The sequence below is a fragment of the Streptomyces sp. NPDC027189 genome (assembly GCF_055566975.1).
Genome location: NZ_JBVHRI010000004.1, coordinates 552,286 through 578,639, shown reverse-complemented (window position 1 = coordinate 578,639; position 26,354 = coordinate 552,286). Strand labels below are relative to the sequence as shown.

Below are 26,354 nucleotides of genomic sequence, written 5' to 3'. Positions count from 1 at the left end.
TGGGGTCGTGGAGACCGAGAAGTCGGAGGAGGGGGAGAAAGGGGCCGGGGCGGCGCTGACCCGGCCCCCTGAAGACGGAAGGGTCAGCCCTTGATCGCGCCCTGCATGATGCCGCCCACGATCTGCTTGCCGAACAGCAGGAAGGCGATCAGCAGCGGCAGTGTGCCGAGCAGCGCACCCGCCATGATCACCGACTGGTCGGGGATGTAGCCGGTGCCGAGGCCGTTCAGGGCGACCTGGACGGTGGGGTTCTGCTGGTTGAGCGCGATGATCGGCCAGAGGAAGTCGTTCCAGGCCATCACGAAGGTCAGCAGCCCGAGCACCGCCATCGCCGGCCGCGCCGCCGGGAAGACCACGTGCCATACGACGCGCAGACTGCTCGCTCCGTCGACCCGCGCTGCCTCGATCAGCTCGGTCGGCAGCGCCTGCACCAGGTACTGCCGCATGAAGAACGTGCCGAAGGCGCTCACGAGGGTGGGCAGGATGACCGTCTGCAGCTGGTTGGACCAGCCCAGGTCGCTCATCCACAGGTAGAGGGGTACGACGGCCAGCTGCGGTGGGATCATCATCGTGCCGATGGTGAGCAGCAGCAGGGTGCTGGAGAACTTGAACCGCAGCTTGGCGAAGGCGAACCCGGCGAGCGTGGAGAACAGGACCGTACCGAAGGTGATGGTCCCGGCGACGATCACGGAGTTGACCATCGCGGTGCCGAGCCCGGCCTGGTCCCACGCGGTCTGGAGGTTCTTGAACAGGTTCCCGCCGAACCACAGCGGCGGCGGTGTCTGTGCGAGCCGCTCATTGTTGCGTGAGGCCGCGATCGCGGTCCACAGCAGCGGCGCCAGCGAGACCAGCGCGAGAACCGTCAGGACGACGTAGGTGACCGGGCCCGCGTGCAGCTGCTTGCCCGCGCCGAGCACGCGGCGACGTCCGGACCTCCCGCCGTCCGCGCGGCTCCCCTTCGCCTCGGGGAGCGTCAGTTCACTTGTGGTCATTGGGATTTCCTCAGCCGTCGGGTGATCAGCAGATTGATCGCGGCGACGATCAGCAGGATCAGGAACATCGTCCAGGCGATCGCGGACGCCTTACCGAGGTTGCCGATGCCCCAGCCCTGGTCGTACATGTACAGGCCGAGCGTCTGGTACTGGTGCGCGGAGCCGCCCTTCGAGCCGCTCACCCCGCCGAACAGCAGGGGCTCACCGAAGAGCTGGGTCGCGCCGATCGTGGAGACCACCACCGTGAACAGGATCGTCGGCCGGAGCATCGGGACCGTCACATGGCGGAACTGCTGCCAGCGGCCCGCCCCGTCGAGCGCGGCCGACTCGTACAGATCGGTGGGGATCGCCTGCATCGCCGCCAGATAGATCAGCGCGTTGTAGCCGGTCCACCGCCAGATCACGATCGAGGAGACGGCGAACTGACCGCCCCAGTCGGACTCGCGCCAGTTGATCGGGTCGACCCCGACGAAGTGCAGCAGCCAGTTGATCATGCCGCCGTCCCACGAGTACAGCAGCGTGAAGACCAGCGTCGCCGCCGCCACCGAGGTGGCGTACGGGGTGAGCATCACGACCCGCCACACGGTCGAGCCGCGCAGCCGGTAGTTGAGCAGATGCGCGATCCCGATCGCCATCAGCAGCTGCGGCACCGTCGAGATCACACCGATGGTGAAGGTGTTCTCCAGGGCGTTCCAGAAGAACTCCGAGGACAGCAGGTTCTTGTAGTTGTCCAGGCCCACCCAGGTCTGGTGGTCCAGGCCGGACAACTGCACGTTGTGCAGCGAGTACCAGGCCGTGTACAGCAGCGGCACGAGCCCGAAGGCCCCGAAGACGATGAAGAAGGGGGCGATGAACGCGTACGGCGACGCCTTCATGTCCCAGCGGTACAGCCGGCTGCGCCAGGAGCTCGTGCCCGGGGGCGGCGTACCGCGACCGTGAGCGCGGCGGGCCGCGCCCGGCTGGTCACCGGGCGCGGCGTCGGCGCTCGGCGCGGTCTGCGCGAGAGCCTGCTTGGAGCTGGTCACTGGCCGAGCACGTCCTTGATCTCCGACTTGGCCGCGTTCCAGCCCTGGTCGGGCGTCTTGCCCTTCTGCTCGACCTGGAGGATGCCGACATCGGTGATCGCGGTGCCGATCGGCTGGTCCTTCGCGCCGAAGATCTGCGTCGGAATGGTCTTCGCCGAGTCGGAGAAGATCTGCGTGATCGGCGCGTCCGAGAAGTACGCCGTGGTGTCGGCCTGAGGCTTCAGAGTCGAGTACGCCGACGGGGTCGACGGGAAGCTCGCCTGCTTGCCGAAGACCTTCGCCTGCTGCTCGGGGGCGGTCAGCCACTTCGCCAGCGCGACGGCCTCCTTCTGGTGCTTGCCTGCCGTCGGCACGCCGATGAACGAACCGCCCCAGTTGGACGCGGTCGGCGCCGCCGCCACGTCCCACTTGCCCTTGCCGGACTCACCGGACTTCTGCTCGATGTAGCCGATCATCCACGCCGGGCAGGCCACCGTCGCGAACGTGCCCTTGGCGTAGCCCTGGTCCCACGTCGGGTCGAACTGCTTCAGCTTCGCCGACATGTTGCTGGTCGCCACCTCCATGGCGACGTTCCAGGCGTTCTTCACGCCCGTCGACTTGTCCCAGATGACGTTGCCGTCCTTGTCGTAGTACCGCTGGCTCTCGCCGCCGAGCGCCGCGTTGTAGACCGAGGAGGCGGAGTCCACGTACTTGGTGCCCTTCGGCGCCTTCTTCATGTACTCCTTGCCGAGGTCCACGTACTTGGACCAGTCGCCCTTCCACTGCTCGGCGAGCTTGGTGCGGTCCGTCTCGAGGCCGGCCTTCTGGAACAGGTCCTTGCGGTAGCAGATCGCCATCGGGCCGATGTCGGTGCCGAGCCCGATCAGCTTGCCGTCCTTGGTGGCGGCCTGCGCGTTCTTCCAGTCCAGCCACTGGGACTTGTCGACGTCCTTGCCGAGGTCGACGAACTTGTCGGCCTGCGTCTGCACGGCCTCGGTGATGTTGCCGACCTCGATCGCCTGGATGTCGTCGGTGCCGGAACCGGCCTGCAGCCGGGTGAGCGTCTTGGGCCAGTACACGTCGGTACGGGTGGTGACGTTCTCCTTGATGGTGATGTCCGGGTGGAGCTTCATGTACTCGTCGTAGAGGCCGGCCTGCTTGTAGCCGAAGACACCGAAGGTGCCGATGGTCAGCGTGGTCTTGCCACCGCCGCCCTTGCTGCCTCCGTCCGAGTTCGACGAGCCGTCATCCGAGTCGTTGGCGCAGCCGGCCAGCAGCCCTGTGGTCAGCGCGGCGACGGCCGCGAGGGCCCCGAGCCTGCGGGACCGACGGGTACTCGTGCGCATTGCGTCCTCCTGTTGCCTGACGTGCCGACCCCCCGGCCAACTGCTCTGTTGGGCCCGTTGGTTCTCGCTGCGGCTCGGGCGGGGAACGTGCGGGATGTGTATGTGTCAGGTACTGTGGGAGCGCTCCCACAGGTGATGTGTTGAAGAGTCGTCGGTCCGGGCGGGGGTGTCAAGGGTGGAGGCGCGGAGATATGTCTTCAGTTATCGGCCTGTTAGCTAGGTGAAGTCTTGTGGCCCGTCCGGCGTTTGAGGACGAGCGCGTCAACGCGATTCGGGGGTCTGAGGGCGCTGCATCCATGAGCGGCTCCGCCGCGGGCTCCAGGTACGGGAAGGGTAGAGGCGGCGGGGGCGAAAACACCCCTCGGCGGTCGCAGCCCCCGGCCGGTGCCGGGAAACGACTGTTAGATTCCAGGCCACACGCGGTGTCTACGCGGTGTCGACGGGAGGCGGACCATGGCAGGCCACGGAGCGCGGGGCCGGAGCGGGGGGCGGCCGACGCTTGAGGAGGTCGCCGCACGGGCCGGAGTGGGCCGCGGGACGGTGTCCCGGGTGATCAACGGCTCCCCGCGGGTCAGCGACGCGACCCGCGCCGCCGTCGAGGCGGCCGTCGCGGAACTCGGCTACGTCCCCAACACGGCGGCCCGGGCCCTCGCCGCCAACCGCACGGACGCCATCGCCCTGGTCGTCCCCGAGCCGGAGACCCGCTTCTTCGCCGAGCCGTACTTCTCGGACATGCTCCGGGGCGTAGGCGCCGAACTCTCGGACACAGAGATGCAGCTCCTGCTGATCTTCGCGGGCAGCGACAGGGAGAGGCAGCGGCTGGCCCAGTACCTGGCGGCGCACCGGGTGGACGGCGTCCTGCTCGTCTCCGTCCACGCGGACGACCCGCTCCCCGACCTCCTCTCCCAGCTGGAGATCCCGGCGGTGATCAGCGGCCGCCGCTCCGCGGACGAGACGCTGCCGTCCGTGGACTCCGACAACTACGGCGGAGGCCGCGCGGCCGTCGAGCACCTGATCGCCCGGGGCCGCCGGAGGATCGTCCACCTCGCGGGGCGCCTCGACGTGTTCGGCGCCCAGCGCCGCGTCGACGGCTACCGCGAGGCGCTGCGGGACGCGGGCCGCGAGGTCGACGACCGGCTGATCGTCCCCGGCGACTTCACGGAGGACGGCGGCCGCCGCGCGATGACCCTGCTCCTGGAGCGCTGCCCCGACCTCGACGCGGTCTTCGCCGGCTCCGACGTCATGGCGGCCGGCGCCCGCCAGGTGCTGCGCGAGGCGGGCCGTCGCATACCGGACGACGTGGCGCTGATCGGCTACGACGACTCCGCCATCGCCCGCCACATGGAGCCGCCGCTGACCAGCGTCCGCCAGCCGATCGAGGAGATGGGCCGCGCGATGATCGACCTCCTCCTCGGCGAGATCGCGGACCGCCGGCCGGCGGTGTCGCGGGGGCTGGAGAAGCGGCAGTTGGTGCTCCCGGCGGAACTGGTGGTGCGGGCGTCGTCGTGAGACCGCCCACCGGGACCAGTCGGCTCACCGGTGAGCGTCCGCCCGAGGTTGCCCCGTGGACCCCGAACGGGCCGACGATGCCGTTGGCCTCCCGGAGCAGCCGGTCAACTCGACGGGCAGCCGAGACCCCAGCCGCTGCCCCGGGTCGACCGGCGCGTCCACCCCGAATGGATCCCTGAACTCGGCCTCGGCCGGCCCCTCACCCGCCGCGCCTGTCCACATGACAGCACCTTGGTGAGGCACTCTGGCGACATGGTCCTGCATCCCTTGCTGGGAGTCGACGAGGTGCCTGCCGTGGAGCCGTACTTGGGCCGGGTGGGTGAGGTGTTCAGGGCGTTCCGGGATCAGGACTCGGAGTGCGTGTCGTACGGGGTGCGGCTGCTCGACGGGGCGCGTTGGTTCGTCAAGGAGGCGAGCACGGATCGCGCGCGCCACTCGCTCGCGCGCGGCTGGGCGTTCCATCGGGCCGTACGGCACACGGCGATCGTCCCGCAGGTCCACCGGATCGCCGTACGGGGTGGCGGCTGGGCGGTGGTGATGCCCTGGCGGGAGGGCGAGGTGCTGTACCACCCCACCCGGGGCGGCCCCCGCGACCGTACGAGCCCGGACAACCCGATGGTCCGCTTCCGCGCCCTGCCCACAGGCCGCGTACTGCGCGCCTTCGACCGGATTCTGGACGCCCACCTGGCGGTGGAGGCGGCCGGCCATGTCGCGGTCGACTTCTACGACGGCGCGCTCCTGTACGACTTCGCCCGCGACGCCACCCACTTGATCGATCTCGACGAGTACCGTCCGGGCCCGTTCGTCCTCGACGAGGAACGCCTGCCGGGCTCACGGCGTTTCATGGCCCCCGAGGAGTTCGTGCGCGGCGCGGTCATCGACACCCGCACGACGGTCTTCACCCTGGGCCGCACGGCCCGCCTCCTCCTGGACGCGGGCGACGAGGAACGCGCCTGGCGCGGGACCCCGGCCCAGCAGACGGTGATCGTCCGCGCCACCCGCACCGACCCCGCCGACCGCTTCGAGAACGTCCACGACTTGGCGACGGCCTGGCGAGCCGCCGAGGGCCGTCGGCCGTGAAACGCAACAGGGCCCGGCCTGCTGTCGCAGGCCGGGCCCTGTTCATCAAGGGTGAGTGACGGGACTTGAACCCGCGACTTCCTGGACCACAACCAGGTGCTCTACCAGCTGAGCTACACCCACCACGACCGGTCTTGGTTTCCCTGACCGGCCGAGAAAAAGTGTACAGGGTCCGAAGGGGTGCTCGCGCACGACTTTGCGGGGGCCCGTCAGGGCCCCGTCAAAGGCCTATTCGGCGGGCAGGACGTGCTTCGCCGCGATGGTGCGGGCGGTCTCCGAGTCGGGGCCGGGCTGAGGGACGAAGATCGCCTCGCGGTAGTAGCGGAGCTCGGCGATGGATTCGCGGATGTCGGCGAGGGCGCGGTGGTTGCCGTTCTTCTCCGGGCTGTTGAAGTACGCCCGGGGGTACCAGCGGCGGGCCAGCTCCTTGACGGAGGAGACGTCCACGATGCGGTAGTGGAGGTAGTCCTCGAGGGTCGGCATGTCGCGCAGCAGGAAGCCGCGGTCCGTGCCCACCGAGTTTCCGCACAGCGGGGCCTTGCCCGGCTCCTTGACGTGCTCACGCACGTAGGAGAGGACTTGCTCCTCGGCGTCCGCCAGGGTCGTGCCCGCGGCCAGCTCGTCGAGGAGGCCGGAGGCGGTGTGCATCTGGCGCACCACGTCCGGCATCGTCTCCAGCGCGGCGTCCGGCGGGCGGATCACGATGTCCACGCCTTCGCCCAGCACATTCAGCTCCGAGTCGGTGACCAGCGCGGCCACCTCGATGAGCGCGTCATCCGACAGCGAGAGCCCGGTCATCTCGCAGTCGATCCACACCATGCGATCGTTCATACGCCTCACCCTACGGCGCGCTCCGGCCGACTGGACCCGCCCGTGCCGCCCGGGCGAGGGCCCGCACCGCTGGAGAAGGGGTCCGCACCCATGGCGCGGACCCCCTCCCCTCGCACTACGGCCGGACTACGGCGCGCTCCGCTGCCCCGGCAGGCTGGGCCTGCCCGCCGCGTACAGCTCCGGTCCGGGCTTGCCCGTGTCCGTGGAGAGGGACGTGGTCGGGCCCATGGCGCTGGCCGCCGCCGTGCGGCGACTCTGCATCGGGACCGGGCTCTCCTGGGGCAGCGCCGGTGGTGGCCCGGCCTGCCCCGGGGGGCCGTCCGTCTCCGACGAACGGTCGGACTGCGGCCTGCGGGCGCGGTACGCCGCCCGGTACGCGGCCGGGGACGATCCGAGCTGGCGCCGGAAGTGACCCCGCAGCGCGACCGGCGAGCGGAAGCCGCAGCGGCCCGCGACCTCGTCGACCGAGTAGTCGGAGGTCTCCAGGAGGCGCTGAGCCTGCAGGACGCGCTGAGTGATCAGCCACTGCAGGGGAGCGCTCCCCGTGAGCGAGCGGAACCGGCGGTCGAAGGTGCGGCGGCTCATGTACGCGCGTGCCGCCAGCGTCTCGACGTCGAACTGCTCGTGGAGGTGCTCCAGCGCCCAGGCGACGACCTCCGCGAGGGGGTCGGCGCCGATCTCCTCAGGTAAAGATCGATCGAGGTAGCGCTCCTGACCGCCGCTGCGGCGCGGCGGGACCACCAGACGCCGGGCCAGCGCGCCCGCCGCCTCGTTGCCGTGGTCCGTCCGCACGATGTGGAGGCAGAGGTCGATTCCGGCCGCCGTACCCGCCGATGTCAGGACGTCCCCGTCGTCCACGAAGAGCTCTCGTGGGTCGACGTGCACCGACGGGTAGCGCTTGGCCAGCGTCGGTGCGTACATCCAGTGGGTCGTCGCCGGGCGGCCGTCCAGCAGGCCTGCCGCCGCCAGGACGAAGGCGCCGGTGCACAGCCCGACTATGCGGGCGCCCTCCTCGTGCGCCCGGCGCAGTGCGTCGAGCGCTTCCTCCGGTGGTGGCGAGGTGATCGACCGCCAGGCGGGCACGACCACCGTGCCTGCCCTGGAGATCGCTTCCAGGCCATGTGGTGCGGTGAGTTCCAGGCCCCCCGTGGTCCGCAGAGGGCCTTCCTCGCCGGCGCACACCAACAGGCGATAGCGCGGCACGCCGGCGTCCTGGCGGTCAATCCCGAACACCGACAGCGGTATGGAACTCTCGAAGATGGGGCCGCCGCTGAACAGCAGCACCGCGACGATCTCCTTGCGGCGTCGCCCGGAAAGCTTCCGGGCCGCGGTTTCCGGCGCGGCAGTGGAGTCGTGGCTCATACTGCTAAGCCCCCCTCGGTGGTCGCGGCTCCTCGGTTGTGTCGCTCCTGCACGTTTCCCCTCGGTCCTGCACGAGTCCCCCGCCGTAAGACAAGATCGAATCTACTGTGTCCCGTGGCGCCAAGGTGACCAGTTCTCCACTCGGCGGAATGTCGACATGGCAACTTGGCGTGAAGCATTCGATCACGAAGCGTTGCACTCGCAGGCCGTGCAGGGAAGTGCGCCTCGTCGCAGTGGCCAATCCACGTAGGGTGCGCGCGCCCTCCGTGGCCCTTTCGGCGCAGGTCGAACGGGGGTTGGGGGGTCGTTCGACCAAGGGATGCGCGATATGCAGAAGTTGGCTGAAAAGAAGCGGGCGCGTGCGCGCAAACCGGTCAGTCAACCGGCTTGTTTCCCATACCGTGCCGACCACCTCTGTGAGCCCCCGCGCCACTCCGGCCGTGCGCGCCGCCCATGACGCCCGCGCCACCCCTGCCGTGCCGGCCACGGTACGGAGCCCGCTCCTCGGCGCGCAGCCGCGCCGCGCCCCGCTCGGACTGCCTCAGCAGCACTCGGCAGGCCGCGGTGACGGCCGCCAGGCCCAGGGCCGTACCGGCCGCGCCGGCCAGCGAGGTGCCGTACCAGAGGAGCACCACCGGGACGAGGACACAGCTGAAGGCCGCCCAGCGCACCACGGCGCTCGCCGTGTCCGGCACGGGGGGTGTCGCGGAGTGGGCTCCGGGGGAGCGGCGGGGCGCGGTCTCGGGTCCGGGCACGGTGTGCTCCCTAGTACTCCAGTGCTCTCCATGCTCTCCATGGCGGTGGCTCACCGTTCAACGCGTGTTCGACCGGCCGGTCACTGCCTGGCCACCGGTGTGCGACGAGGAAAGGCCCCGTCCCCGCGATAAAACGCTTCGTCCCTGGGTGAACCCTGTGCAAACCGCCTGTACGGGGCAGCAACCATTGCGTTACGGGCGCCTCTCATGCATGCTCCCTGGAACGCCGCGTAAGGCGCGCGGGATCTGGGCAGAGGAGGCGTGCCGCCGTACCCTTGGGGGTATGGGGTTGGGAAGATGATTCCCGGACACAGCTCTGCCGATCGTTGTCGTCCCCACCACGAGGATCCAAACGCCGAGATACCCATGGCCGGTCACGAATTCTTCGATCCCGCGGACCGCAAGCGCCCGCTCGCCGATCCCACGGCGGCCGAGCCCCTGGCGGCGGAAGAACCCCGCCAGTCCTGCGATCCCGCCTTCAAACATGGCGTCGTCGTCGGTTTCGACGGCTCGACGTCCAGCGAACGCGCCCTCGCCTACGCGATCGGTATGGCCCACCGCTCCGGCTCGGGCCTGATCATCGTGCATGTCGCGAACCGGCTGCCCACCACGGTGTGGGCCGGCTGTGAGCCACCGGTCTTCGTCGATGTGCCGGACCACCGCACCGAGGTGCTCGGGCTCGAACTCGCCTGCGCCGAGTATCTGGCCGAGGTGCCGTGGATCCTCGTCGAGCGCGGCGGAGACATCTGCCACGAACTCGAAGAGGTGGGACGGGAGTACGAGGCGGACGCGATCGTCGTCGGCTCCACGCACGGCATCGTCGGGCGCATCTTCGGCTCGGTGGCCGGACGCCTCGCCAAGCGCGCGCGGCGCCCGGTGATCGTCATTCCGTGATCCACGTGGTCATTTCGTGATCCACGCGGTTTCCGTGATCCACGCGGTCCTTCCGCGGCCCACTCGGTCCTCTCGGGCCCCATGGTGTCGTCCCGTGACGCACCTGGTCCTCCCGTGATCCACGGTGCCGGACGTTCCCGAGGCGTTGTCATTCCGTAACTCGCCGTTGTCCCAGGTGAGATGAGCCGTGGGCACGGTCAACTTCCTTTCGCCGCAGCGTAAATCTACTCGCGCGTAGAGGTGGTTTGTGCCCTTGTGAAGGGTACATACCGGTCGCCGGACCAACCGCACGGCCGGTACCACGCAGCACAACTGCACATGCATGAAGGGAGCCCGCCGTGGACAACGACGTCTCTGCGGGAAGCACCACAACATCGACCCTCGGCCAACTCGCGCTCGGACTCACCCTGCTGGCCTTCGGCCTCGGTCACACCGAAATGATCGACGGCGTCACAGCGGCGGACTCCGTCTCCCTCGCCACCTATGTCGGTGGCATCGCGCTCTTCGTCGCCGGTCTGTTCGCCTTCCGCGACCATGACGCCTTCACCGGTACGGCCTTCTCCGCACTCGGCGCGCTCTGGTTCACCTGGGGCGTCACGTCCGACGCACAGGTCTCCGCCAACGCGGCCGGCCTCTTCCTGCTCCTGTTCGCGCTCGTCGCGCTCAGCCTGACGGTCGCGGCCTCTGGTGCCTCGACACTCGTACGCGGCACGTACGGGCTGCTCTTCGTGGCCCTTCTCCTGCTGGCCATCGGGCAGTTCGGCGACTCCAGCGGGCTCGCCAAGGCCGCGGGCTGGTTCGCCGCGGCCGGTGGGCTGCTGGCCTGGTACGGGGCCACGGCGGCGCTCGCCAACTGGCCCACCGCACTGCCCGGACGCGCCGCCGGCCGGGGGGTGACGGCCACCGGCTGAGCCTGGCGCGGGCCGGGGTAATGGGCGGCCCTGGCCCCTGAAAGAACGATCCCCTGTGTGAAGGTGGCACACACAGGGGATCGTTCAGTTCTGCGCCTGAACCGGCGCCGCTCTCGCGGACCTGGTTGCTCGCCGCGAGGGTTCCTCGACCATCGCTTCGGTGGTCTTGTGGATTTCTATTCCACGGTGACCGACTTGGCGAGGTTCCTGGGCTTGTCGATGTCGCGGCCCAGCGCCAACGCCGTGTGGTAGGCGAGGAGTTGCAGCGGGATGCCCATGAGTATCGGGTCCAGCTCGTCCTCGTTCTTCGGGACGACGATCGTCTGGTCGGCCTTCTCCTGCTCCTGGTGGGCGACCGCGAGGATCTTGCCGCTGCGGGCCTTGATCTCCTCCAGGGCGGCGCGGTTCTTCTCCAGGAGGTCGTCGTCGGGGACGATCGCGACCGTGGGGAGCGCGGGCTCGATGAGCGCCAGCGGGCCGTGCTTGAGCTCGGAGGCGGGGTAGGCCTCGGCGTGGATGTACGAGACCTCCTTGAGCTTCAGGGAGGCCTCACGGGCCACCGGGTAGCCCCGGACGCGGCCGATGAAGAGCATCGAGCGGGCCTCTGCGTACTGCTCGGCCAGCTTCTTGATCTCGTCCTCCTGCTGAAGGATCTCGGAGATCTGGCCGGGCAGCTTGCGCAGGCCCTCGATGATCCGCTTGCCGTCGCGGACCGACAGGTCACGGGTGCGGCCGAGGTGCAGGGCGAGCAGCGCGAAGGCGACGGTCGTGTTCGTGAAGCACTTGGTGGAGACGACGCAGACCTCGGGGCCCGCGTGGACGTACATGCCGCCGTCGGCCTCGCGGGCGATGGCGCTGCCCACCACGTTCACCACGCCCAGGACCCGCGCGCCCTTGCGCTTGAGCTCCTGCACGGCCGCCAGGACGTCGTAGGTCTCACCGGACTGGGAGACGGCGACGTACAGCGTGTCGGGGTCGACCACGGCGTTGCGGTAGCGGAACTCGGAGGCCGGCTCGGCGTCCGCGGGGATGCGGGCGAGCTCCTCGATCATCTGGGCGCCGATCATGCCCGCGTGGTACGAGGTGCCGCAGCCGAGGATCTTCACGCGGCGGATCTGGCGCGCCTCGCGGGCGTCCAGGTTCAGACCGCCCAGGTGCACCGTCGAGAACCGGTCGTCGATGCGGCCGCGCAGCACGCGGTCCACGGCGTCGGCCTGCTCGTGGATCTCCTTGTGCATGTACGTGTCGTGGCCGCCCATGTCGTACGACTCGGCCTCCCACTCCACGGTGGTCGGCTCGGCCGTCGTACGGGTGCCCTCGGTGGTGTACGTACGGAAGTCGTCGGCCTTGAGGGTGGCCATCTCGCCGTCGTCGAGGGTCACTATCTGCCGGGTGTGGGTGACCAGGGCGGCGACGTCGGATGCGACGAACATCTCCTTCTCGCCGATGCCGAGGACGACCGGGGAGCCGTTGCGGGCCACCACGATGCGGTCGGGGAAGTCGGCGTGCAGGACCGCGATGCCGTACGTGCCCTCGATGAGGCGGAGCGCGTCGCGGACCTTGTCCTCGAGCTTCTCCCGCTGCGAGCGGGCGATGAGGTGGGTGAGGACCTCGGTGTCGGTCTCGGAGAGGAACTCGATGCCGTCGGCCTCGAGCTTCTTCCGCAGGTCGGCGGCGTTGTCGATGATGCCGTTGTGGACGACCGCGACGTTGTTGTCGGCCGACATGTGCGGGTGGGCGTTCACATCGGAGGGGGCGCCGTGGGTGGCCCAGCGGGTGTGGGCGATGCCGGTGGTGCCCTTGAAGCGCGCGGGGACCTTGGCCTCCAGGTCACGGACCCGGCCCTTGGCCTTGACCATCTTCAGGCCGGCCGACTTCGGGGTCGTGACGACGATGCCCGCCGAGTCGTAGCCGCGGTACTCCAGGCGCTGCAGGCCCTCCAGCAGGAGCGGCGCCACATCACGCTTTCCGATATATCCCACGATTCCGCACATATACGGTCCTTCTGTCCCCTCTATTGGTGAGTGTTCGCCCGGCGCCGGTCGTAGCCGGGGCGGTCAGCCGTAGACAATGCGCCGCAGCTGCCTGAGCGTGAGCTCCGGCGGTGCGACCGCCCGGTACTTCAGGTCCGCTTCGATCCGTTCGAAGATCGCCGTGTTCACCAGGCCCTGGGCCTGGAGCTCGCGGTGGCGGCGACGGACGTAGTCCTCGGTCGCCTCGTCGAAGTAGGCGAGCACGTCCTGGATCACCCGCAGCGCCTCGCCCCGGTTCAGGGGCGAGGACCGCGTCAGATGATCAACAAGTTCGTCGTGCACCCGTTGATCCTGAGGTAAGGGAAGCCGATTCGCAAGAATCCTGCCCGATATCGGGCAAGTGTCTGTTGAAACTCTTATGGGGGGCTGTTCGGAAGCTGTCCATCCTGTGTCTTGCGCCGCGTCGATTGCCGGGAGCAACTTCTGTGGCCATGGACACTCCACGCATGGGCGTACCGGAGAAGCTCGCCGAGCGAATGAGCATGGCCGAGCAGCACGAGTATCTCCGCGCCAAGTTCTCCCGGCGCAACATGATCAGAGGCGGCGCCGTGACTCTGGGCGCCGTCGCGGGCGGCGCCTTCGTACCGGGCGCCGTCGCCCAGGCCGCGGTGCCGACGCAGCGGACCGCGACCTCCACGTCGACGCAGAAGGTCGACGGCGCGCTCGTCGCCCCCTTCGGCCGCCACCTTGCCTACGGTGCCGACCCGCGCACCGAGATGACCGTCTCCTGGCAGGTCCCGACCGCTGTCGACAAGCCGTTCATACGCATCGGCGCCCACCCCTGGGACCTCACCCGCAAGATCGAGGCCGAGGTCCGCAGCCTCTACACCCCGGCCGGCGTCGGCGCGAGCGGCGACCACACGCAGTACTACATGCACGCCCAGCTCACCCACCTGCGCCCCGGCAAGACGTACTACTACGGCGTCGGCCACGCGGGCTTCGACCCGGCCGAGCCCCACCTGCTGGGCACCCTCGGCACCTTCACCACCGCCCCCGCCCACAAGGCGCCGTTCACCTTCACGGCCTTCGGCGACCAGGGCGTCAGCTACCACGCCCTGGCCAACGATAGCCTGATCCTCGGCCAGAACCCGGCGTTCCACCTGCACGCCGGCGACATCGCCTACGGCGACCCGGCCGGTGCGGGCAAGACCACCGACACCGGGTTCGACTCGCGCACCTGGGACCAGTTCCTCTACCAGACCGAGTCGGTCGCCAAGCAGGTCCCGTGGATGGTCTCGTACGGCAACCACGACATGGAGGCCTGGTACTCGCCCAACGGCTACGGCGGTGAGGAGGCCCGCTGGACCCTCCCCGACAACGGTCCGGACAAGAAGAACCTCCCGGGCGTCTACTCCTTCGTCTACGGCAACACGGCGATCATCTCCCTGGACCCCAACGACGTCTCGTTCGAGATCCCGGCCAACCTCGGCATCTCCGGCGGCACCCAGACGAAGTGGTTCGAGGGCCAGCTGAAGAAGTTCCGTGCCGCGAAGGACATCGACTTCATCATCGTGTTCTTCCACCACTGCGCGTACTGCACCTCCACGGCGCACGCCTCGGAGGGGGGCGTGCGCCAGGAGTGGGTGCCGCTGTTCGACAAGTACTCGGTCGACCTGGTCATCAACGGCCACAACCACCAGTACGAGCGCACGGACGTCATCAAGGGCAACGAGGTCACCAAGAAGCTGCCGATCGGCGAGACGGCGTACTCCGAGACCGAGGGCGTGGTGTACGTGACGGCGGGTGCGGCGGGCCGCAGCCTGTACGCGTTCACCGCCCCGGACTCGTACGAGGGTCACGAGAACGAGGTCGACTCCGTGGCCTCCTTCATCAACCTCAAGGACGGCAAGCAGAACGAGACCGTCACCTGGTCGCGCGTCCGCTACCTCAACTACTCCTTCCTGCGCGTGGACGTCACCCCCGCGCCGAAGGGCCACTACACCACCCTGAAGGTCCAGGGCATCGCCGAGACCGGTGACCGGATCGACCACTTCACGGTGGCGCGCAGGGCGAAGTAGCCCCCGCCGCGCGCCCGGAAGGCGGGGCGCACGGCATCCGGGCGGGCGGTCCGCACCGGCGCTGTTCCTACATGCGCCTGAGGACCGCCTGCTTGGCCAGCACGAACTCCTCGTCCGTCAGGACGCCCTCCTTGCGCAGGTCGCCGAGCTCGCGCAGGCGGCGCAGGAGGGCGTCGTGGTCGGCCTCGGCGGAGGCCGGTGCCGGGGCGGGCCGCAGTTCTTTCACCCGTTCCTGATCGACGGGAGCCGTCGGATGCGGCAGCCGCGCCTGCACGGCCGCCGCGACCAGCGCCATCAGCGGGTCCTTCTTGAAGCCCCACAGCTCCACGGAGTTGGGGTCGTACTTCGGTGGGGCCTTGGTCTCCGCGCCGCGCACGACGAAGCGCAGGCAGCCGTTCTCCAGGCCGACCGCGGGATGCCACTCGACGGCCGTGATGTCGCTCAGGGCGAGCGAGCGCGCGCCCGCGGCGGCCTTCGCGTCCTCCGTCTTCCAGTTCCACTCCAGGCGTACCTGCTCGCCGTCGAAGCTCGCGGTGCCGTCACCGGCGGAGGCCGACAGCGGCACGGAGGGACCGGGCAGCAGGTAGCCGTCGACGGGGTCGGAGGGCACCTCATCAAGGAGCAGTGCGTTGCGCACCTCGTCCACGAAGTACTCGGCGACGCCGTAGCGGTCGGACTCGACGGTGAGCTGGTAGGGGTCGTTCGGCTTGGCGAGCTTGCCGCCGGTCGCCTGGAGCAGCGGGTCGGCGCCGTCGCGCAGCCTGAGCCTGAGCCGCCCGGCCTTCTTGCCCTGCTCGAAGGAGACGCCCGCCAACGCGCCGAGCGGAACGGCCAGTTCACCCAGGGTCTTGCGGAGCAGACTGACGTTCTTGTCGCGTCCCGGTGTCAGCCGCAGTGCGTCGCCGTCGAAGGTCCACGTGCCGTCCCTCTGGATGATTTCCGCCATGAGGGGGATTGTTTCACCGGGTCTGCGGGAGAGTGGTCTTTACCAATTTGCAGGGCCGTGCGCAGGATCGTGCGCACGGCCCGTGCGAAGGGCCATTCGAAGGGAGCGCATGTGAGACAGCACCACAGAACGCCCCGCCTTCTCGGTACGCTGCTGCTCGTGGCAGCTGCCGGTATCTCCGTCGTCGGCGCGGCACCCGCCGCGGCCGACCGAACCGCGGCCCCCCTGGGGCAGGTGGTCCCGGCCCCGGCCTCGGTCCACGCGGGCGGATCCGCGTACCGCATCACCAGTGACACCCGTATACGTATCGACGACGACTCGCGGGAGGCCCGCCGGGTCGGCGAGTACCTCGCGGACATTCTGCGTCCCTCCACCGGCTACCGGCTGCCGGTCACCTCGCACGGCGGGGGATCCATTCGACTCCGGCTCGGCGGCACGGGACTGGGCGATGAGGGCTACCGCCTCGACAGTGGCCGGGACGGTGTCACCATCACGGCCGGCAGGCCCGCCGGGCTCTTCCACGGCGTCCAGACCCTGCGCCAGCTCCTCCCGGCCTCCGTCGAGAAGAACTCCGTACAGCGCGGACCCTGGCTGGTCGCGGGCGGCACCATCAAGGACACCCCGCGCTACGGCTACCGCGGCGCGATGCTCGACGTCTCCCGGCACTTCTTCACCGTCGGCCAAGTCAAGCGCTACATCGACGAGTTGGCCCTCTACAAGGTCAACAAGCTGCATCTGCACCTGAGTGACGACCAGGGCTGGCGCATCGCGATCGACTCGTGGCCGCGCCTCGCCACCTACGGCGGCTCCACGCAGGTCGGCGGCGGACAGGGCGGCTACTACACCAAGGCTCAGTACAAAGAGATCGTCCAGTACGCCGCCTCGCGCTATCTGGAGGTCGTCCCGGAGATCGACATGCCGGGGCACACCAACGCCGCGCTCGCCTCGTACGCGCAGCTGAACTGCGACGGGGTCGCGCCGCCGCTCTACACCGGCACGGACGTCGGCTTCAGCTCGCTGTGCGTGGCGAAGCCGGTGACGTACGACTTCGTGGACGACGTGATCCGGGAGCTGGCCGCGATCACGCCCGGCACGTACCTGCACATCGGCGGGGACGAGGCCCACTCCACCAGCCACGCCGACTACGTCGCCTTCATGGACAAGGTGCAGCCCATTGTCGCCAAGTACGGCAAGACGGTGATCGGCTGGCACCAGCTGACCGGGGCCACTCCGGCGAAGGGCGCCATCGCGCAGTACTGGGGGCTCGACGACACCAGTGCCGAGGAGAAGGCGCAGGTCGCCAAGGCCGCGCAGAACGGGACGGGCCTCGTCCTGTCGCCGGCCGACCGGCTCTACCTCGACATGAAGTACACCGCTGACACCCCGCTGGGGCAGGACTGGGCGGGTCTGGTCGAGGTGAAGCGGTCCTACGACTGGGACCCGGGCAGCTACCTGCCGGGAGCCCCGGGGTCGGCGATCCGGGGAGTGGAAGCGCCGTTGTGGACGGAGACGATTCTGAACTCCGACCACATCGACTACATGACGTTCCCGCGGCTGCCCGGTGCCGCCGAGCTCGGCTGGTCGCCCGCGTCGACGCACGACTGGGACACGTACAAGGTGCGGCTCGCGGCGCAGGCGCCGCGCTGGGAGGCGCTGGGGATCGGGTACTACCGGTCGCCCCAGGTTCCCTGGCCCGCGTCCTAGTGACGGAGGTGGGGCTCGGGAGGACCGTCTCCTGAGCCCCACCCGGCTTCAGAGACCCGCGATCGGGTTCTTCAGGCTGCCGGCCAGCTGCAGCGCGCCCGACGGATCCGCCAGGTCGACCATCTGCTTGTTGTCGCGCAGCTGGAGGCGATTGAGGCAGGACAGCGCGAACTGGGGCGCGAACATGTCGTACTGCTGGAATTTGTCGGCGAGTTCGGGCGTCGCGTCCTGGTACTCGCGCACGGACTCGGCGACCGTCCGCCAGAAGTCGTCCTCGTCGAGGATGCCCTCGTCGGCGAGGTTCGCGGCGAGGAAGCGGAAGAAGCAGTCGAAGACGTCCGTGAAGAGGGACAGGAGTTTCTTGTCCTCGGGGACCTCGACGCGGATCCGCTCGACCGCGGGCGGCAGCACCGCCTGCGGGTCCATGACCGCGATCTCCTCGGCGATGTCCTTGTAGATCGCACGCTGCACGGCGCCGTCCTTGAGGACCAGGATGACGTTCTCGCCGTGCGGCATGTAGACGAGGTCGTACGCGTAGAAGCTGTGCAGCAGCGGCGTGAAGTAGGCGCGCAGATAGCGGCGCAGCCACTCCACCGGCGTCAGCCCCGACTGTTCGATCAGCGCGCCCGCGAAGGACGCGCCCTCGTGGTCGACGTGTGCGAGGGACGCCATGGTGGCCAGGGTCTCGCCCTCCCGGAGCGAGGACACCGGGCTCTCGCGCCACAGGGCGGCGAGCATTTTGCGGTACGGGGAGTAGCGGTCCGTGGCGGCCTCGTACTCCAGGTGGCGGTAGCCGACCGCGGCACGCTCGCGGATGACCGACAGGCCGGTCGACTTCAACACCGGGTCGTTCTCGACGAGTTGGGCCAGCCAGTCGTTGATCGCCGGGGTCGCCTCCATGTAGGCGGCGGACAGACCGCGCATGAAGCCCATGTTGAGGACGGAGAGCGCCGTTTTGACGTAGTGCTTCTCGGGGCGGGACTGGTTGAAGAACGTCCGGATCGACTGCTGGGCCAGGTATTCGTCGTCGCCCTCGCCGAGGCAGACGAGGTGCCGCTGGGCGACCTCGGCCGCGAAGGTCACGGAGAGCTTGTTCCACCACTGCCAGGGGTGGACGGGGATGAGCAGGTAGTCCTCGGGGGCGAGACCCTGGCCGGTGAGGATCGCGGCGAACCGCTCCACCGTCCCCGCGCCCAACTCCTCGCGCACGAACGACTCGTAGTCGATGCCCGCACCGGCCGTGAACGCGGCCCGCGAGCGGTGTGCGGCCAGCCACACCACTCGGACCGGGCTCGCGGTCTCGGGGGCGTACGAGAGGTACTCGTGCACCCCGAAGCCGAGCCGCCCGTTGTTGGCGACGAAGCAGGGGTGGCCCTCGGTCATACCGGTCTCGATGGCCTGGAAGCCCGAGCGAACCAGCTCGCCGACCGGGATCTGCGGCTTGGTGAGCTTGAAGCAGGTGCCCGAGAGGGTGGAGGAGATCTCCTCCAGGTAGACCGGCAGCACCTCGTCGCTCAGGCCGAGGGACTTCTTCAGCTCGATGAAGAAGTCGAGCGCGGCAAGCGGCAGTTCGCCGCCGTCGCGGTGCCGGGTGATCGACTCGGCGTCGACCTGCCAGTGGTCGAGCGAGCGGAGGCGGGCGGTGAAGCGGTAGCGGGTGAGACCGTCGTCGCTGCGGACCTCGTAGCGGCCGTCCGGGAGGCTCTCCGGCGTGATCAGCCGCTCGTGGGCGAACTCGGCGAGCGCCTTACGGACGAGGAGGCGGTTGGCTCGGGCCCAGCGCTCGGGGGAGAGGTGGGCGACGGCGTCGGCGAGGCTCATGCGGCCCCCGCCTTCTCGAACTGCTCCCGGGTGCAGAAGCTCAGCAGCGCCTTCTTCTCCGGCTTCTGGATCTCTCGCTCGGGTATGAAGCCGACGGCTTCGTTGAGGGCATGCACGGGCTTGTTGCGTACGTCGGGTTCGACCACGACGCGCGCGGTCGCCGGGTCGGCGAACAGGTGCTCCATCACGGCGGTGATCACGGCCCGGGTGAAGCCGTGCACGGGGGTGTCGCTCGGCGCGACGAGGAAGTGCATGCCGACGTCGCCGGGCCGCGGCTCGTACAGGCCGACGAGCTCGACGTGCGCCGGGTCGTAGCGCTCCATGAGGAAGACGGGCTCGCCGTCCAGCAGCCCGAGGAACGCGTCGTGGTACTCGCTGGCCGCGATGGCCATGTACTCGCGCTCCACATCCGGCAGTTTCGCCTCCTGCATCATCCAGAAGGCGGCCTTGGGGTGGGTGACCCAGCCGTGCAGCAGCTCGGCGTCCTCGGTGGGGTCGAGGGGGCGGATGGTGAAGGTGCCGAAGTCGGTGGTGTTCATACGGCTCGTGGTGCTCATGCGGAGAACTCCTGGAACGCGATCGTCTTCTCGACGGGGTAGTACTCGGTGCCGAGCAGCTCACGGATGATGTACGCGTTGCGGTACGCGCCCATGCCCAGGTCCGGGGACGTGATGCTGTGCGTGTGGACGCCGGCGTTCTGGAGGAAGACCCCGCGGCCCGTGGTGTCGATCGAGTAGTTGCGGGCGATGTCGAAGTTGCCCTGTGAGTCGTGGCGCAGCCGGTCCTGGACGGGCTTGAGGAACTCCGGCTCGGCGTACTGGTAACCGGTGGCGAGGATCAGGCCCTCGGAGCGCAGCTCGTAGTCCTTCTCCTGCTCCTCCTGGCGCAGGCCAAGCTCGTAGACGCCGTCGCGGTAAGTGACGGTGTTCAGTGAGGAGTTGGTGAGCAGACGGGTGGGGACCGGGCCGCCGAGGTTCTTCTGGTAGAGCAGGTCGAAGATCTCGTTGATCAGGTCGCCGTCGATGCCCTTGAACAGGCCCTTCTGCTGGGCCGTGAGGCGGTAGCGGGTCTGCTCCGGCAGCGCGTGGTAGTAGTCGATGTACTCCGGGGAGGTCATCTCCAGCGTGAGTTTCGTGTACTCCAGCGGGAAGAAGCGCGGCGAGCGGGTGACCCAGTTCAGCCGGTAGCCGTGCACGTCGATCTCGCTGAGCAGGTCGTAGTAGATCTCGGCGGCGGACTGACCGCTGCCGACCAGCGTGATCGACTCCTTGCGCTGCAACTCCTGCTTGTGCTGCACATACCGGGAGTTGTGGATGAAGTCGCCGCCCAGGCCCGCGCAGGCCTCGGGGAGGTACGGCGGGGTGCCGGTGCCGAGGACCAGGTGGCGGGCGCGGAACGTGTCGCCGGCCTCGGTCCGTACGAGGTAGACCTCGGCTCCTTCGTCGTACGTCACTTCGGTCACCGTCGTGCTGAAGCGGACGCTGGTGAGCCTGTTGGCCGCCCAGCGGCAGTAGTCGTCGTACTCGACCCGCAGCGGGTAGAAGTTCTCGCGGATGTAGAACGAGTACAGTCGGCCCTTCTCCTTCAGATAGTTCAGGAAGGAGTACGGCGACGTCGGGTCGGCCAGGGTGACCAGGTCCGACATGAACGGGGTCTGGAGGTGGGCACCGTCGAGGAACATGCCCGCGTGCCACTCGAAGCCGGGCTTCGAGTCCAGGAAGACGCCGTCGAGTTCGGCGATGGGCTCGGTGAGACAGGCGAGGCCGAGGTTGAAGGGCCCGAGCCCGATCCCCACGAAGTCGTAGGTCTTGTTCGTGGCTTCAGGAAGCGCGGTCAAGGGACTCTCCCAGGTACTGCTCGGCGTGGCCGGCGATCAGATCGAGTACGGCGGAGATGTCGTCCGTCGTGGTCTCGGGGTTGAGCAGGGTGAACTTCAGGTAGTGGCGGCCGCCGACCTTGGTGCCCGCCACAACGGCGTCACCGGAGGCGAACAGGGCCTTGCGGGCGTAGAGGTTGGCGCGGTCGATCTCGGCCGGGTCGGTGACGGCGGCCGGGATGCAGCGGAAGACCAGGGTGGAGAGGGACGGCTCGACCACGACGTCGTAGCGCGGGTCGGCGGCCAGCAGCTTCCAGCCCTCCGCCGCCAGGTCGCAGACCTCGTCGAAGAGTTCGCCGATGCCGTCGGCGCCCATCACGCGCAGCGTCATCCACAGCTTGAGCGCGTCGAAACGGCGGGTGGTCTGCAGGGACTTGTCGACCTGGTTGGGGATGCGCTCCTGGACCATGCGGCGGGGGTTCAGGTACTCGGCGTGGTACGTCGCGTGGCGCAGCGTGGAGGCGTCCCGGACGAGCACGGCGGACGAACTCACCGGCTGGAAGAAGGACTTGTGGTAGTCGACGGTGACGGAGTCGGCGCGCTCGATACCGGCGAGGCGGTCCCGGTTCTTCAGCGAGGTGAGCAGTCCGCAGCCGTAGGCGGCGTCGACGTGCATCCAGGTGCCGAACTGGGCGCACAGCTCGGCGATTTCGGGCAGGGGGTCGATGGAGCCGAAGTCGGTGGTGCCCGCGGTGGCGACGACGGCCATGGGGACCAGGCCGTCCTTCTTGCAGCGCTCCAGTTCATGGGCGAGGGCGACCGTCTGCAGGCGCTTGTCGTGGTCGACGGGGATCGAGACGACGGAGTCCTGGCTCAGGCCGAGCAGTTTCGCCGACTTCTTCACGCTGAAGTGGCTCACCGCGGAGGCGAAGATACGCAGTTTGGCGAGGCTGTCCCCGGGTTCCCACCCTGCCTGCCCTGGCTTGGCCTCCTCACGGGCCAGCAGCAGCGCCTGGAGGTTGGACTGGCTGCCGCCGCTGGTGAACACGCCGTCGGCGGCCGGGCCGAGGCCGATGCGCTCGTTGGTCCAGTCGATGAGCTTGCGCTCGATGAGGGTGCCGCCGGCCGACTGGTCCCAGGTGTCCAGCGAGGAGTTGACGGCGGAGAGGACGGCTTCGCCGAGCACGGCCGGGATGACGACCGGGCAGTTGAGGTGCGCGAGGTAGCGCGGGTGGTGGAAGTAGATCGCGTCCCGGAGATAGACCTCCTCCAGCTCGTCGAGGACCGCCGTGGTGTCGTGCAGCGGGCGGTCCAGGTCGATCTGCTCGATGCGGGGAGCGAGGGCGTCGACCGTGACGCCGGTGAACGGCCGTTCATTGGTGGCGAGTTTGGCCGCCACCCGCTCTACGCCTTCCGTCACGGAGCGGCGGTAGTGCTCCGCAGTCGTGTCATTGAGCAGGTGCGAGCGCATGTGGGGGTCCTCCGGTGGGGACAGTCCGTGCGGGACAGGAGAGGGGCGGAAGTCGAGGACTTCAACTTAGGTTAGCCTAACCTAAGTTAATGCCCGCCCCTCCCGTGACTGCCGTCACTCCCCTTTTTTTGGTCGTTCGTCTCCGGGGCGCTCCAGCCGGTGTCGAGAGCACGACCGTGCTCAACCCTCCGGGCCTCCGCGCTCCCCCACTCTCGGCTTCGCTCGAGCGGGAGGGACCCCCATGCACTCTCGACACCGGCGCGCCCCTACGGCTCACTCTGATTCGCGCAGTTGCTCCTCGCTCAGCCCGCGCCGCCAGTAGCCCACGAAGGTGACCCGCCTGCGGTCGATCCCGCGCTCGCGCACGAGATGGCGGCGCAACTCCTTCACCTGTCCCGACTCGCCCGCGATCCAGGCGTACGGCGCTTCGGCGGGCGGGAGTCGGGCGGCTCGTACGGCGTCGACGGCCTTGGAGGTGGGGGCACCTCCCACGCCGTTAAGGCAGTGGGGGACGTCGCCGCGTACGAGCCAGGTGATCTCGGCGTCGGCCGAGGTCGCCAAGTCCTGGATGTCGCCGGCGTGATGGACCTCCAGCCAGGCGCGGACGCGGGTGCTCGCCGGCAGCGATTCGAGGATGGCCGAGGCGGCGGGGACGGCGGTCTCGTCGCCCCAGATGACAACCAGATCGGTGTCCTCGGGCGGGCGGAAGCGGATCGCCCTGTTGTCCTCGATCGCCGGGCCGAGCAGGACGACGCGGTCGCCGGCGGCCGCTCGGGATGCCCAGAGCGACGCGGGCCCCGCGGGCGTCGCCGCCCCCGGCTCCACGCCGTGCAGTACGAAGTCGATGTCGATCTCGTCGGGGTTCCGCCGCAGGGCGCGCAGGGTGTACGAGCGCATCACCGCCCGTACGTCGTCCGGGAGTTCGCGCCAGCCCTGCCACCAGCCTCCCCCACTCTCGGCTTCGCTCGAGCTGGGGGACCCCCATCCCAGTTCGATGGGGACGACGGGCTCGGGCTGGCCCGGGTGCGGCAGGAAGAGCGACAGGCTCTGGTCGCGTCCATTGGAGTGGAACATCTGCAGATCGGGGCCCGCGAAGGTCACCCGGACCAGCGACGGGCCGAGCCGCCTCGTCCGTACGACCTGGAGGGTGAAGAAACGGAACGGGGCGACTACGGCCGTCGTCATAAGTGCTCCTGAGTCATCGTCAGGGGGTCACGACAGGGGGTGTCAGGCGACCTTCTTGGCCTTCTCGATGGCCTCGGCGAGGTTGTCGAGGATCGGGGTGCACTTGTCGTAGGACAGGATCGGCTCGGGCGTGCGCGCGATGACCTGGCCGGCCTTGACGGCGGGCAGCTTCTTCCAGGTGGCCTCGGAGATGTCGGCCGGCTGGATGGTCGAGGAGCGGTCGTCCATGATGAGGATGTCGGCCGGGTACTTGTCGACGTTCTCCCAGCTCAGGTTCTCGAACCAGCCGCCGCTGGCCTTCAGGGCCTTGGCCGACGGCTCGACCAGGTTCACGCCGAGGGCCTTGAAGTACTCCAGGTCGATGGAGAGGTTGGAGCCGGAGACGTAGAAGATGTCCTGACTCGCGGAGCCGGCCAGGACCTTGATCTCCGGGCGGGCCTTGGCGGCCTTGCGCAGACGCTCGGCGGCCGTCTCGAACCTCTTCTTCGCCTCGGTGATCTTCGCGGACTTCACATCGGCGCCGAGCGACTCGGCGAGCGCGAGCATGCGCTCCAGCGGCTTGGGCATCTGCACGTCGTAGACGGAGATGCCGACGCTCGGGGCCAGCTTGAGGATCTTGGCCTTGGACTCCTCGGGGACGTACCAGAGGGTGCCCGCGTCGTCGAACATCGTCGAGATCAGGACGTCGGGGGCGAGGCCCGCGTACTTCTCGATGTTGAACTGGCCCCACTCGTTGCCGAGAATCGTCACCTTGCTGATGTCCATGTCGCCGGCCTGGACATCGGCCTTGCCGTTCTTGGTCCTGGTCGGGCCGAAGACACCCTTGACCTCGATGCCGTAGTCGTACAGCGCGGCGGCGACACCGGTGAAGGCGACGATGTTCGCCGGGATCTTGTCCATCTTCACCGTCGTGCCGCGGTCGTCCTTGAAGGTCCAGGGACCGGACTTCTCGGCGGCCTCGGTCGAGCCCGAGCCACCGCTTTTCGAGTCGTTGTCGTCGCCGCAGGCGGCGAGGACGGCACCGAGGCCGAGGGCGCCGCCCGCGGCGAGGATGCCGCGACGGGTGAGGTGGGTGGCACGGGCGTTGGGCATGAGTGTGGCTGCTTTCGGCACGGGGCGGACCGCCCGCCGGACAAGTTCGAAGGTAGGTTAGCCTAACCTCACTACTTGTCCAGGGGGCGGGGCACTCCGCACCCCGTACGGCGATGCGATCAGGCCTTGCCCTTGCTCACCACCCAATTGCCGCCCACCCAGTTGCCGACCGTCTCGTAGCCGGAGCGGAAGGAACCGAGCCAGTTCAGCGTCAGGTTGGCCTCGGCGGTGGACTTGACGGGGGTGTAGCTGCAGGCGTCCGAAGCCGGGCCGCCCGTGGTGTACAGCCGCCCCCTGAGCACGGCATGGCGCGACGAAGCACGACCGGCCTGCGCCCAGGTGGGCGCAGGCCGGTGTCGGTGGTGGGGGTGGTGGCAGGTGGTGGGGGGGTGGTGCCAGTGGTGGGCGGCGGTCAGCCGACCAGCCCCAACTCCCTTGCGATCAGCATCCGCTGCACCTCGCTCGTGCCCTCGCCGATCTCCAGGATCTTGGAGTCGCGCCACATGCGGGCGACCGGGTACTCGTTCATGAAGCCGTAGCCGCCGTGGACCTGGGTGGCGTCGCGGGCGTTGTCGACGGCGATCGTGGACGAGTACAGCTTGGCGAGGGCGGCCTCCTTCTTGAAGGGCTCCCCGCTCACCAGACGGGACGCGGCGTCGCGCCACGCCAGGCGGGCCGTGTGGGCCTTCATCTCCATGTCGGCGATCTTGAACTGGATCGCCTGGTTCGCGCCGATCGGCCGCCCGAACGCGTGCCGCTCCTTGGCGTACTTCACCGACTCGTCGACACAGCCCTGTGCCAGCCCCGTCGCCAGCGCCGCGATGGCGATCCGGCCCTCGTCGAGGATCCGCAGGAACTGGGCGTAGCCGCGGCCCTCCTCCCCGAGCAGGTTGGCGGCCGGGACGCGCACGTCGGAGAAGGACAGCTCGCGGGTGTCGGACGCGTTCCAGCCCACCTTCGAGTACGGCGCCGCGACCGTGAAGCCCGGGGTGCCGGACGGCACGATGATCGCGGAGATCAGCGGCCGGCCGTCGGGCTTGCGGTCGGTCACCGCCGTGACCGTCACCAACCCCGTGATGTCCGTGCCGGAGTTGGTGATGAAGCACTTCGTGCCGTTGATCACCCACTCGTTCGTCTCGGGGTCGAGACGGGCCGTCGTACGCGTCGCGCCCGCGTCCGAGCCGCCGTCCGGCTCGGTCAGCCCGAAGGCGCCGAGGATCTCGCCGGAGCAGAGCCGGGGGAGCCACTCGCGCTTCTGTTCCTCGGTGCCGAAGAGGTGGATCGGCATGGCGCCGAGAGAGACGCCCGCCTCCAGGGTGATGGCCACGGAGGAGTCCACCCTGGCGAGCTCCTCCAGGGCGATGCCGAGGGCGAGATAGTCGCCGCCCATGCCGCCGTACTCCTCCGGGAACGGCAGCCCGAACAGGCCCATGCGGCCCATCTCCCGCACGATCTCGTACGGGAACTCGTGCCGTTCGTAGAAGTCGCCGATCTTCGGCGCCACGACATCGTGTGCGAACTCCTCGACCGTGCGGCGGAGTTCTTCGAGTTCTGGGGAGAGGCGGTGGTCGAGGGACATGGGGA

General features: G+C 69.0%; 23 protein-coding genes and 1 tRNA gene. 6 read left to right on the top strand and 18 right to left on the bottom strand.

Going from position 1 to position 26,354, the window contains the following annotated elements; genetic code table 11:
- Nucleotides 1–83: 83 nt before the first annotated feature.
- Genes ACZ4RZ_RS13525 through ACZ4RZ_RS13515 form a run of 3 tightly spaced genes read right to left on the bottom strand, consistent with a single transcriptional unit; the run spans nt 84 to nt 3,342 of the window.
- Nucleotides 84–992, bottom strand: a complete 909-nt coding sequence (locus tag ACZ4RZ_RS13525; RefSeq protein WP_467744270.1) for a carbohydrate ABC transporter permease — start codon at nt 990–992, stop codon at nt 84–86.
- Entirely contained in the window at nt 989–2,017 is a 1,029-nt protein-coding gene (locus ACZ4RZ_RS13520) for a carbohydrate ABC transporter permease (RefSeq protein ID WP_399075061.1), read from the bottom strand. The genes ACZ4RZ_RS13525 and ACZ4RZ_RS13520 overlap by 4 nt, the downstream gene beginning before the upstream one ends.
- Nucleotides 2,014–3,342, bottom strand: a complete 1,329-nt coding sequence (locus ACZ4RZ_RS13515; RefSeq protein WP_467744267.1) for an ABC transporter substrate-binding protein — start codon at nt 3,340–3,342, stop codon at nt 2,014–2,016. Before ACZ4RZ_RS13515 ends, ACZ4RZ_RS13520 begins: the two co-directional genes overlap by 4 nt.
- 453 nt (nt 3,343–3,795) lie before the next feature.
- Here ACZ4RZ_RS13515 and ACZ4RZ_RS13510 point away from each other — a divergent pair, with 453 nt between their 5' ends.
- Both ACZ4RZ_RS13510 and ACZ4RZ_RS13505 read left to right on the top strand, forming a co-directional pair.
- Nucleotides 3,796–4,851 (top strand): LacI family DNA-binding transcriptional regulator, encoded by a 1,056-nt coding sequence (locus ACZ4RZ_RS13510; protein WP_467744265.1) that lies wholly within the window; start codon nt 3,796–3,798, stop codon nt 4,849–4,851.
- A 252-nt stretch (nt 4,852–5,103) separates the two neighbouring features.
- Nucleotides 5,104–5,931, top strand: coding sequence for a serine/threonine protein kinase (locus ACZ4RZ_RS13505; RefSeq protein WP_467744263.1), 828 nt, complete (start codon nt 5,104–5,106; stop codon nt 5,929–5,931).
- A 50-nt stretch (nt 5,932–5,981) separates the two neighbouring features.
- On the opposite strand, the gene ACZ4RZ_RS13500 is transcribed toward ACZ4RZ_RS13505, so the two are convergent.
- The 4 genes from ACZ4RZ_RS13500 to ACZ4RZ_RS13485 all read right to left on the bottom strand — a co-directional run bounded on the left by ACZ4RZ_RS13500 (nt 5,982) and on the right by ACZ4RZ_RS13485 (nt 8,879).
- Nucleotides 5,982–6,054: transfer RNA gene (locus ACZ4RZ_RS13500), tRNA-His, on the bottom strand.
- A 105-nt stretch (nt 6,055–6,159) separates the two neighbouring features.
- The gene (gene orn, locus ACZ4RZ_RS13495; RefSeq protein WP_467744261.1) at nt 6,160–6,762 is read right to left on the bottom strand and encodes an oligoribonuclease; all 603 of its coding nucleotides are present in this window, start codon (nt 6,760–6,762) and stop codon (nt 6,160–6,162) included.
- 126 nt (nt 6,763–6,888) lie between these two features.
- Nucleotides 6,889–8,124, bottom strand: a complete 1,236-nt coding sequence (locus ACZ4RZ_RS13490) for a helix-turn-helix domain-containing protein (RefSeq protein WP_467744259.1) — start codon at nt 8,122–8,124, stop codon at nt 6,889–6,891.
- Between the two features lie 374 nt (nt 8,125–8,498).
- On the bottom strand, nt 8,499–8,879 hold the full coding sequence (locus ACZ4RZ_RS13485) for a hypothetical protein (RefSeq protein WP_467744257.1): 381 nt from the start codon (nt 8,877–8,879) through the stop codon (nt 8,499–8,501).
- A 366-nt stretch (nt 8,880–9,245) separates the two neighbouring features.
- Between ACZ4RZ_RS13485 and ACZ4RZ_RS13480 the strand changes: the two genes are divergently transcribed.
- Complete coding sequence (locus ACZ4RZ_RS13480) at nt 9,246–9,773, top strand: universal stress protein (RefSeq protein ID WP_097284841.1); 528 nt, start codon at nt 9,246–9,248, stop codon at nt 9,771–9,773.
- Nucleotides 9,774–10,111: 338 nt separating this feature from the next.
- Nucleotides 10,112–10,684, top strand: coding sequence for a GPR1/FUN34/YaaH family transporter (locus ACZ4RZ_RS13475; protein WP_467744254.1), 573 nt, complete (start codon nt 10,112–10,114; stop codon nt 10,682–10,684).
- A gap of 176 nt (nt 10,685–10,860) precedes the next feature.
- Here the strand turns inward: ACZ4RZ_RS13475 and glmS are convergent, their stop codons facing one another.
- Nucleotides 10,861–12,678, bottom strand: a complete 1,818-nt coding sequence (gene glmS, locus ACZ4RZ_RS13470; protein ID WP_467744252.1) for a glutamine--fructose-6-phosphate transaminase (isomerizing) — start codon at nt 12,676–12,678, stop codon at nt 10,861–10,863.
- Between the two features lie 63 nt (nt 12,679–12,741).
- Entirely contained in the window at nt 12,742–12,999 is a 258-nt protein-coding gene (locus ACZ4RZ_RS13465; protein ID WP_467744250.1) for a hypothetical protein, read from the bottom strand.
- Between the two features lie 164 nt (nt 13,000–13,163).
- On the opposite strand from ACZ4RZ_RS13465, the gene ACZ4RZ_RS13460 reads away from it, so the two are divergent.
- Nucleotides 13,164–14,735, top strand: coding sequence for a purple acid phosphatase family protein (locus ACZ4RZ_RS13460; RefSeq protein ID WP_467744340.1), 1,572 nt, complete (start codon nt 13,164–13,166; stop codon nt 14,733–14,735).
- Nucleotides 14,736–14,802: 67 nt separating this feature from the next.
- Here ACZ4RZ_RS13460 and ACZ4RZ_RS13455 read toward each other — a convergent pair whose 3' ends face one another.
- Nucleotides 14,803–15,681: a DUF4429 domain-containing protein gene (locus tag ACZ4RZ_RS13455; RefSeq protein WP_467744248.1), complete on the bottom strand. Its 879-nt coding sequence runs from the start codon at nt 15,679–15,681 to the stop codon at nt 14,803–14,805.
- Nucleotides 15,682–15,792: 111 nt separating this feature from the next.
- Between ACZ4RZ_RS13455 and ACZ4RZ_RS13450 the strand changes: the two genes are divergently transcribed.
- Nucleotides 15,793–17,385 carry a beta-N-acetylhexosaminidase gene (locus ACZ4RZ_RS13450; RefSeq protein WP_467744246.1) on the top strand — a complete coding sequence of 531 codons (1,593 nt, stop codon included), beginning with the start codon at nt 15,793–15,795 and terminating at the stop codon, nt 17,383–17,385.
- Between the two features lie 48 nt (nt 17,386–17,433).
- On the opposite strand, the gene ACZ4RZ_RS13445 is transcribed toward ACZ4RZ_RS13450, so the two are convergent.
- The 8 genes from ACZ4RZ_RS13445 to ACZ4RZ_RS13410 form a co-directional block, all read right to left on the bottom strand.
- Complete coding sequence (locus tag ACZ4RZ_RS13445; RefSeq protein WP_467744244.1) at nt 17,434–19,206, bottom strand: IucA/IucC family protein; 1,773 nt, start codon at nt 19,204–19,206, stop codon at nt 17,434–17,436.
- Nucleotides 19,203–19,745, bottom strand: coding sequence for a GNAT family N-acetyltransferase (locus tag ACZ4RZ_RS13440; RefSeq protein WP_467744338.1), 543 nt, complete (start codon nt 19,743–19,745; stop codon nt 19,203–19,205). Before ACZ4RZ_RS13440 ends, ACZ4RZ_RS13445 begins: the two co-directional genes overlap by 4 nt.
- A gap of 14 nt (nt 19,746–19,759) precedes the next feature.
- The gene (locus ACZ4RZ_RS13435; protein WP_467744242.1) at nt 19,760–21,043 is read right to left on the bottom strand and encodes a lysine N(6)-hydroxylase/L-ornithine N(5)-oxygenase family protein; all 1,284 of its coding nucleotides are present in this window, start codon (nt 21,041–21,043) and stop codon (nt 19,760–19,762) included.
- A complete protein-coding gene (gene desA, locus ACZ4RZ_RS13430) occupies nt 21,027–22,493 on the bottom strand; it encodes a lysine decarboxylase DesA (protein ID WP_467744240.1) in 1,467 nt (488 codons plus the stop codon). The genes ACZ4RZ_RS13435 and desA overlap by 17 nt, the downstream gene beginning before the upstream one ends.
- 273 nt (nt 22,494–22,766) lie before the next feature.
- Entirely contained in the window at nt 22,767–23,678 is a 912-nt protein-coding gene (locus ACZ4RZ_RS13425; protein ID WP_467744238.1) for a siderophore-interacting protein, read from the bottom strand.
- Between the two features lie 42 nt (nt 23,679–23,720).
- Complete coding sequence (locus tag ACZ4RZ_RS13420) at nt 23,721–24,770, bottom strand: ABC transporter substrate-binding protein (RefSeq protein WP_467744236.1); 1,050 nt, start codon at nt 24,768–24,770, stop codon at nt 23,721–23,723.
- A gap of 119 nt (nt 24,771–24,889) precedes the next feature.
- Nucleotides 24,890–25,072 carry a hypothetical protein gene (locus tag ACZ4RZ_RS13415; RefSeq protein WP_467744234.1) on the bottom strand — a complete coding sequence of 61 codons (183 nt, stop codon included), beginning with the start codon at nt 25,070–25,072 and terminating at the stop codon, nt 24,890–24,892.
- Between the two features lie 110 nt (nt 25,073–25,182).
- Nucleotides 25,183–26,349, bottom strand: coding sequence for an acyl-CoA dehydrogenase family protein (locus ACZ4RZ_RS13410; protein WP_467744232.1), 1,167 nt, complete (start codon nt 26,347–26,349; stop codon nt 25,183–25,185).
- Between the last annotated feature and the right edge of the window lie 5 nt (nt 26,350–26,354).

Coding starts and splice junctions, on each gene's coding strand:
- ACZ4RZ_RS13525 (WP_467744270.1), bottom strand. CDS start 992: ATGACCACAAGTGAACTGACGCTCCCCGAGGCGAAGGGGAGCCGCGCG.
- ACZ4RZ_RS13515 (WP_467744267.1), bottom strand. CDS start 3,342: ATGCGCACGAGTACCCGTCGGTCCCGCAGGCTCGGGGCCCTCGCGGCC.
- ACZ4RZ_RS13510 (WP_467744265.1), top strand. CDS start 3,796: ATGGCAGGCCACGGAGCGCGGGGCCGGAGCGGGGGGCGGCCGACGCTT.
- ACZ4RZ_RS13505 (WP_467744263.1), top strand. CDS start 5,104: ATGGTCCTGCATCCCTTGCTGGGAGTCGACGAGGTGCCTGCCGTGGAG.
- orn (WP_467744261.1), bottom strand. CDS start 6,762: ATGAACGATCGCATGGTGTGGATCGACTGCGAGATGACCGGGCTCTCG.
- ACZ4RZ_RS13490 (WP_467744259.1), bottom strand. CDS start 8,124: ATGAGCCACGACTCCACTGCCGCGCCGGAAACCGCGGCCCGGAAGCTT.
- ACZ4RZ_RS13480 (WP_097284841.1), top strand. CDS start 9,246: ATGGCCGGTCACGAATTCTTCGATCCCGCGGACCGCAAGCGCCCGCTC.
- glmS (WP_467744252.1), bottom strand. CDS start 12,678: ATGTGCGGAATCGTGGGATATATCGGAAAGCGTGATGTGGCGCCGCTC.
- ACZ4RZ_RS13460 (WP_467744340.1), top strand. CDS start 13,164: ATGGGCGTACCGGAGAAGCTCGCCGAGCGAATGAGCATGGCCGAGCAG.
- ACZ4RZ_RS13455 (WP_467744248.1), bottom strand. CDS start 15,681: ATGGCGGAAATCATCCAGAGGGACGGCACGTGGACCTTCGACGGCGAC.
- ACZ4RZ_RS13445 (WP_467744244.1), bottom strand. CDS start 19,206: ATGAGCCTCGCCGACGCCGTCGCCCACCTCTCCCCCGAGCGCTGGGCC.
- ACZ4RZ_RS13440 (WP_467744338.1), bottom strand. CDS start 19,745: ATGAACACCACCGACTTCGGCACCTTCACCATCCGCCCCCTCGACCCC.
- desA (WP_467744240.1), bottom strand. CDS start 22,493: ATGCGCTCGCACCTGCTCAATGACACGACTGCGGAGCACTACCGCCGC.
- ACZ4RZ_RS13425 (WP_467744238.1), bottom strand. CDS start 23,678: ATGACGACGGCCGTAGTCGCCCCGTTCCGTTTCTTCACCCTCCAGGTC.
- ACZ4RZ_RS13420 (WP_467744236.1), bottom strand. CDS start 24,770: ATGCCCAACGCCCGTGCCACCCACCTCACCCGTCGCGGCATCCTCGCC.
- ACZ4RZ_RS13410 (WP_467744232.1), bottom strand. CDS start 26,349: ATGTCCCTCGACCACCGCCTCTCCCCAGAACTCGAAGAACTCCGCCGC.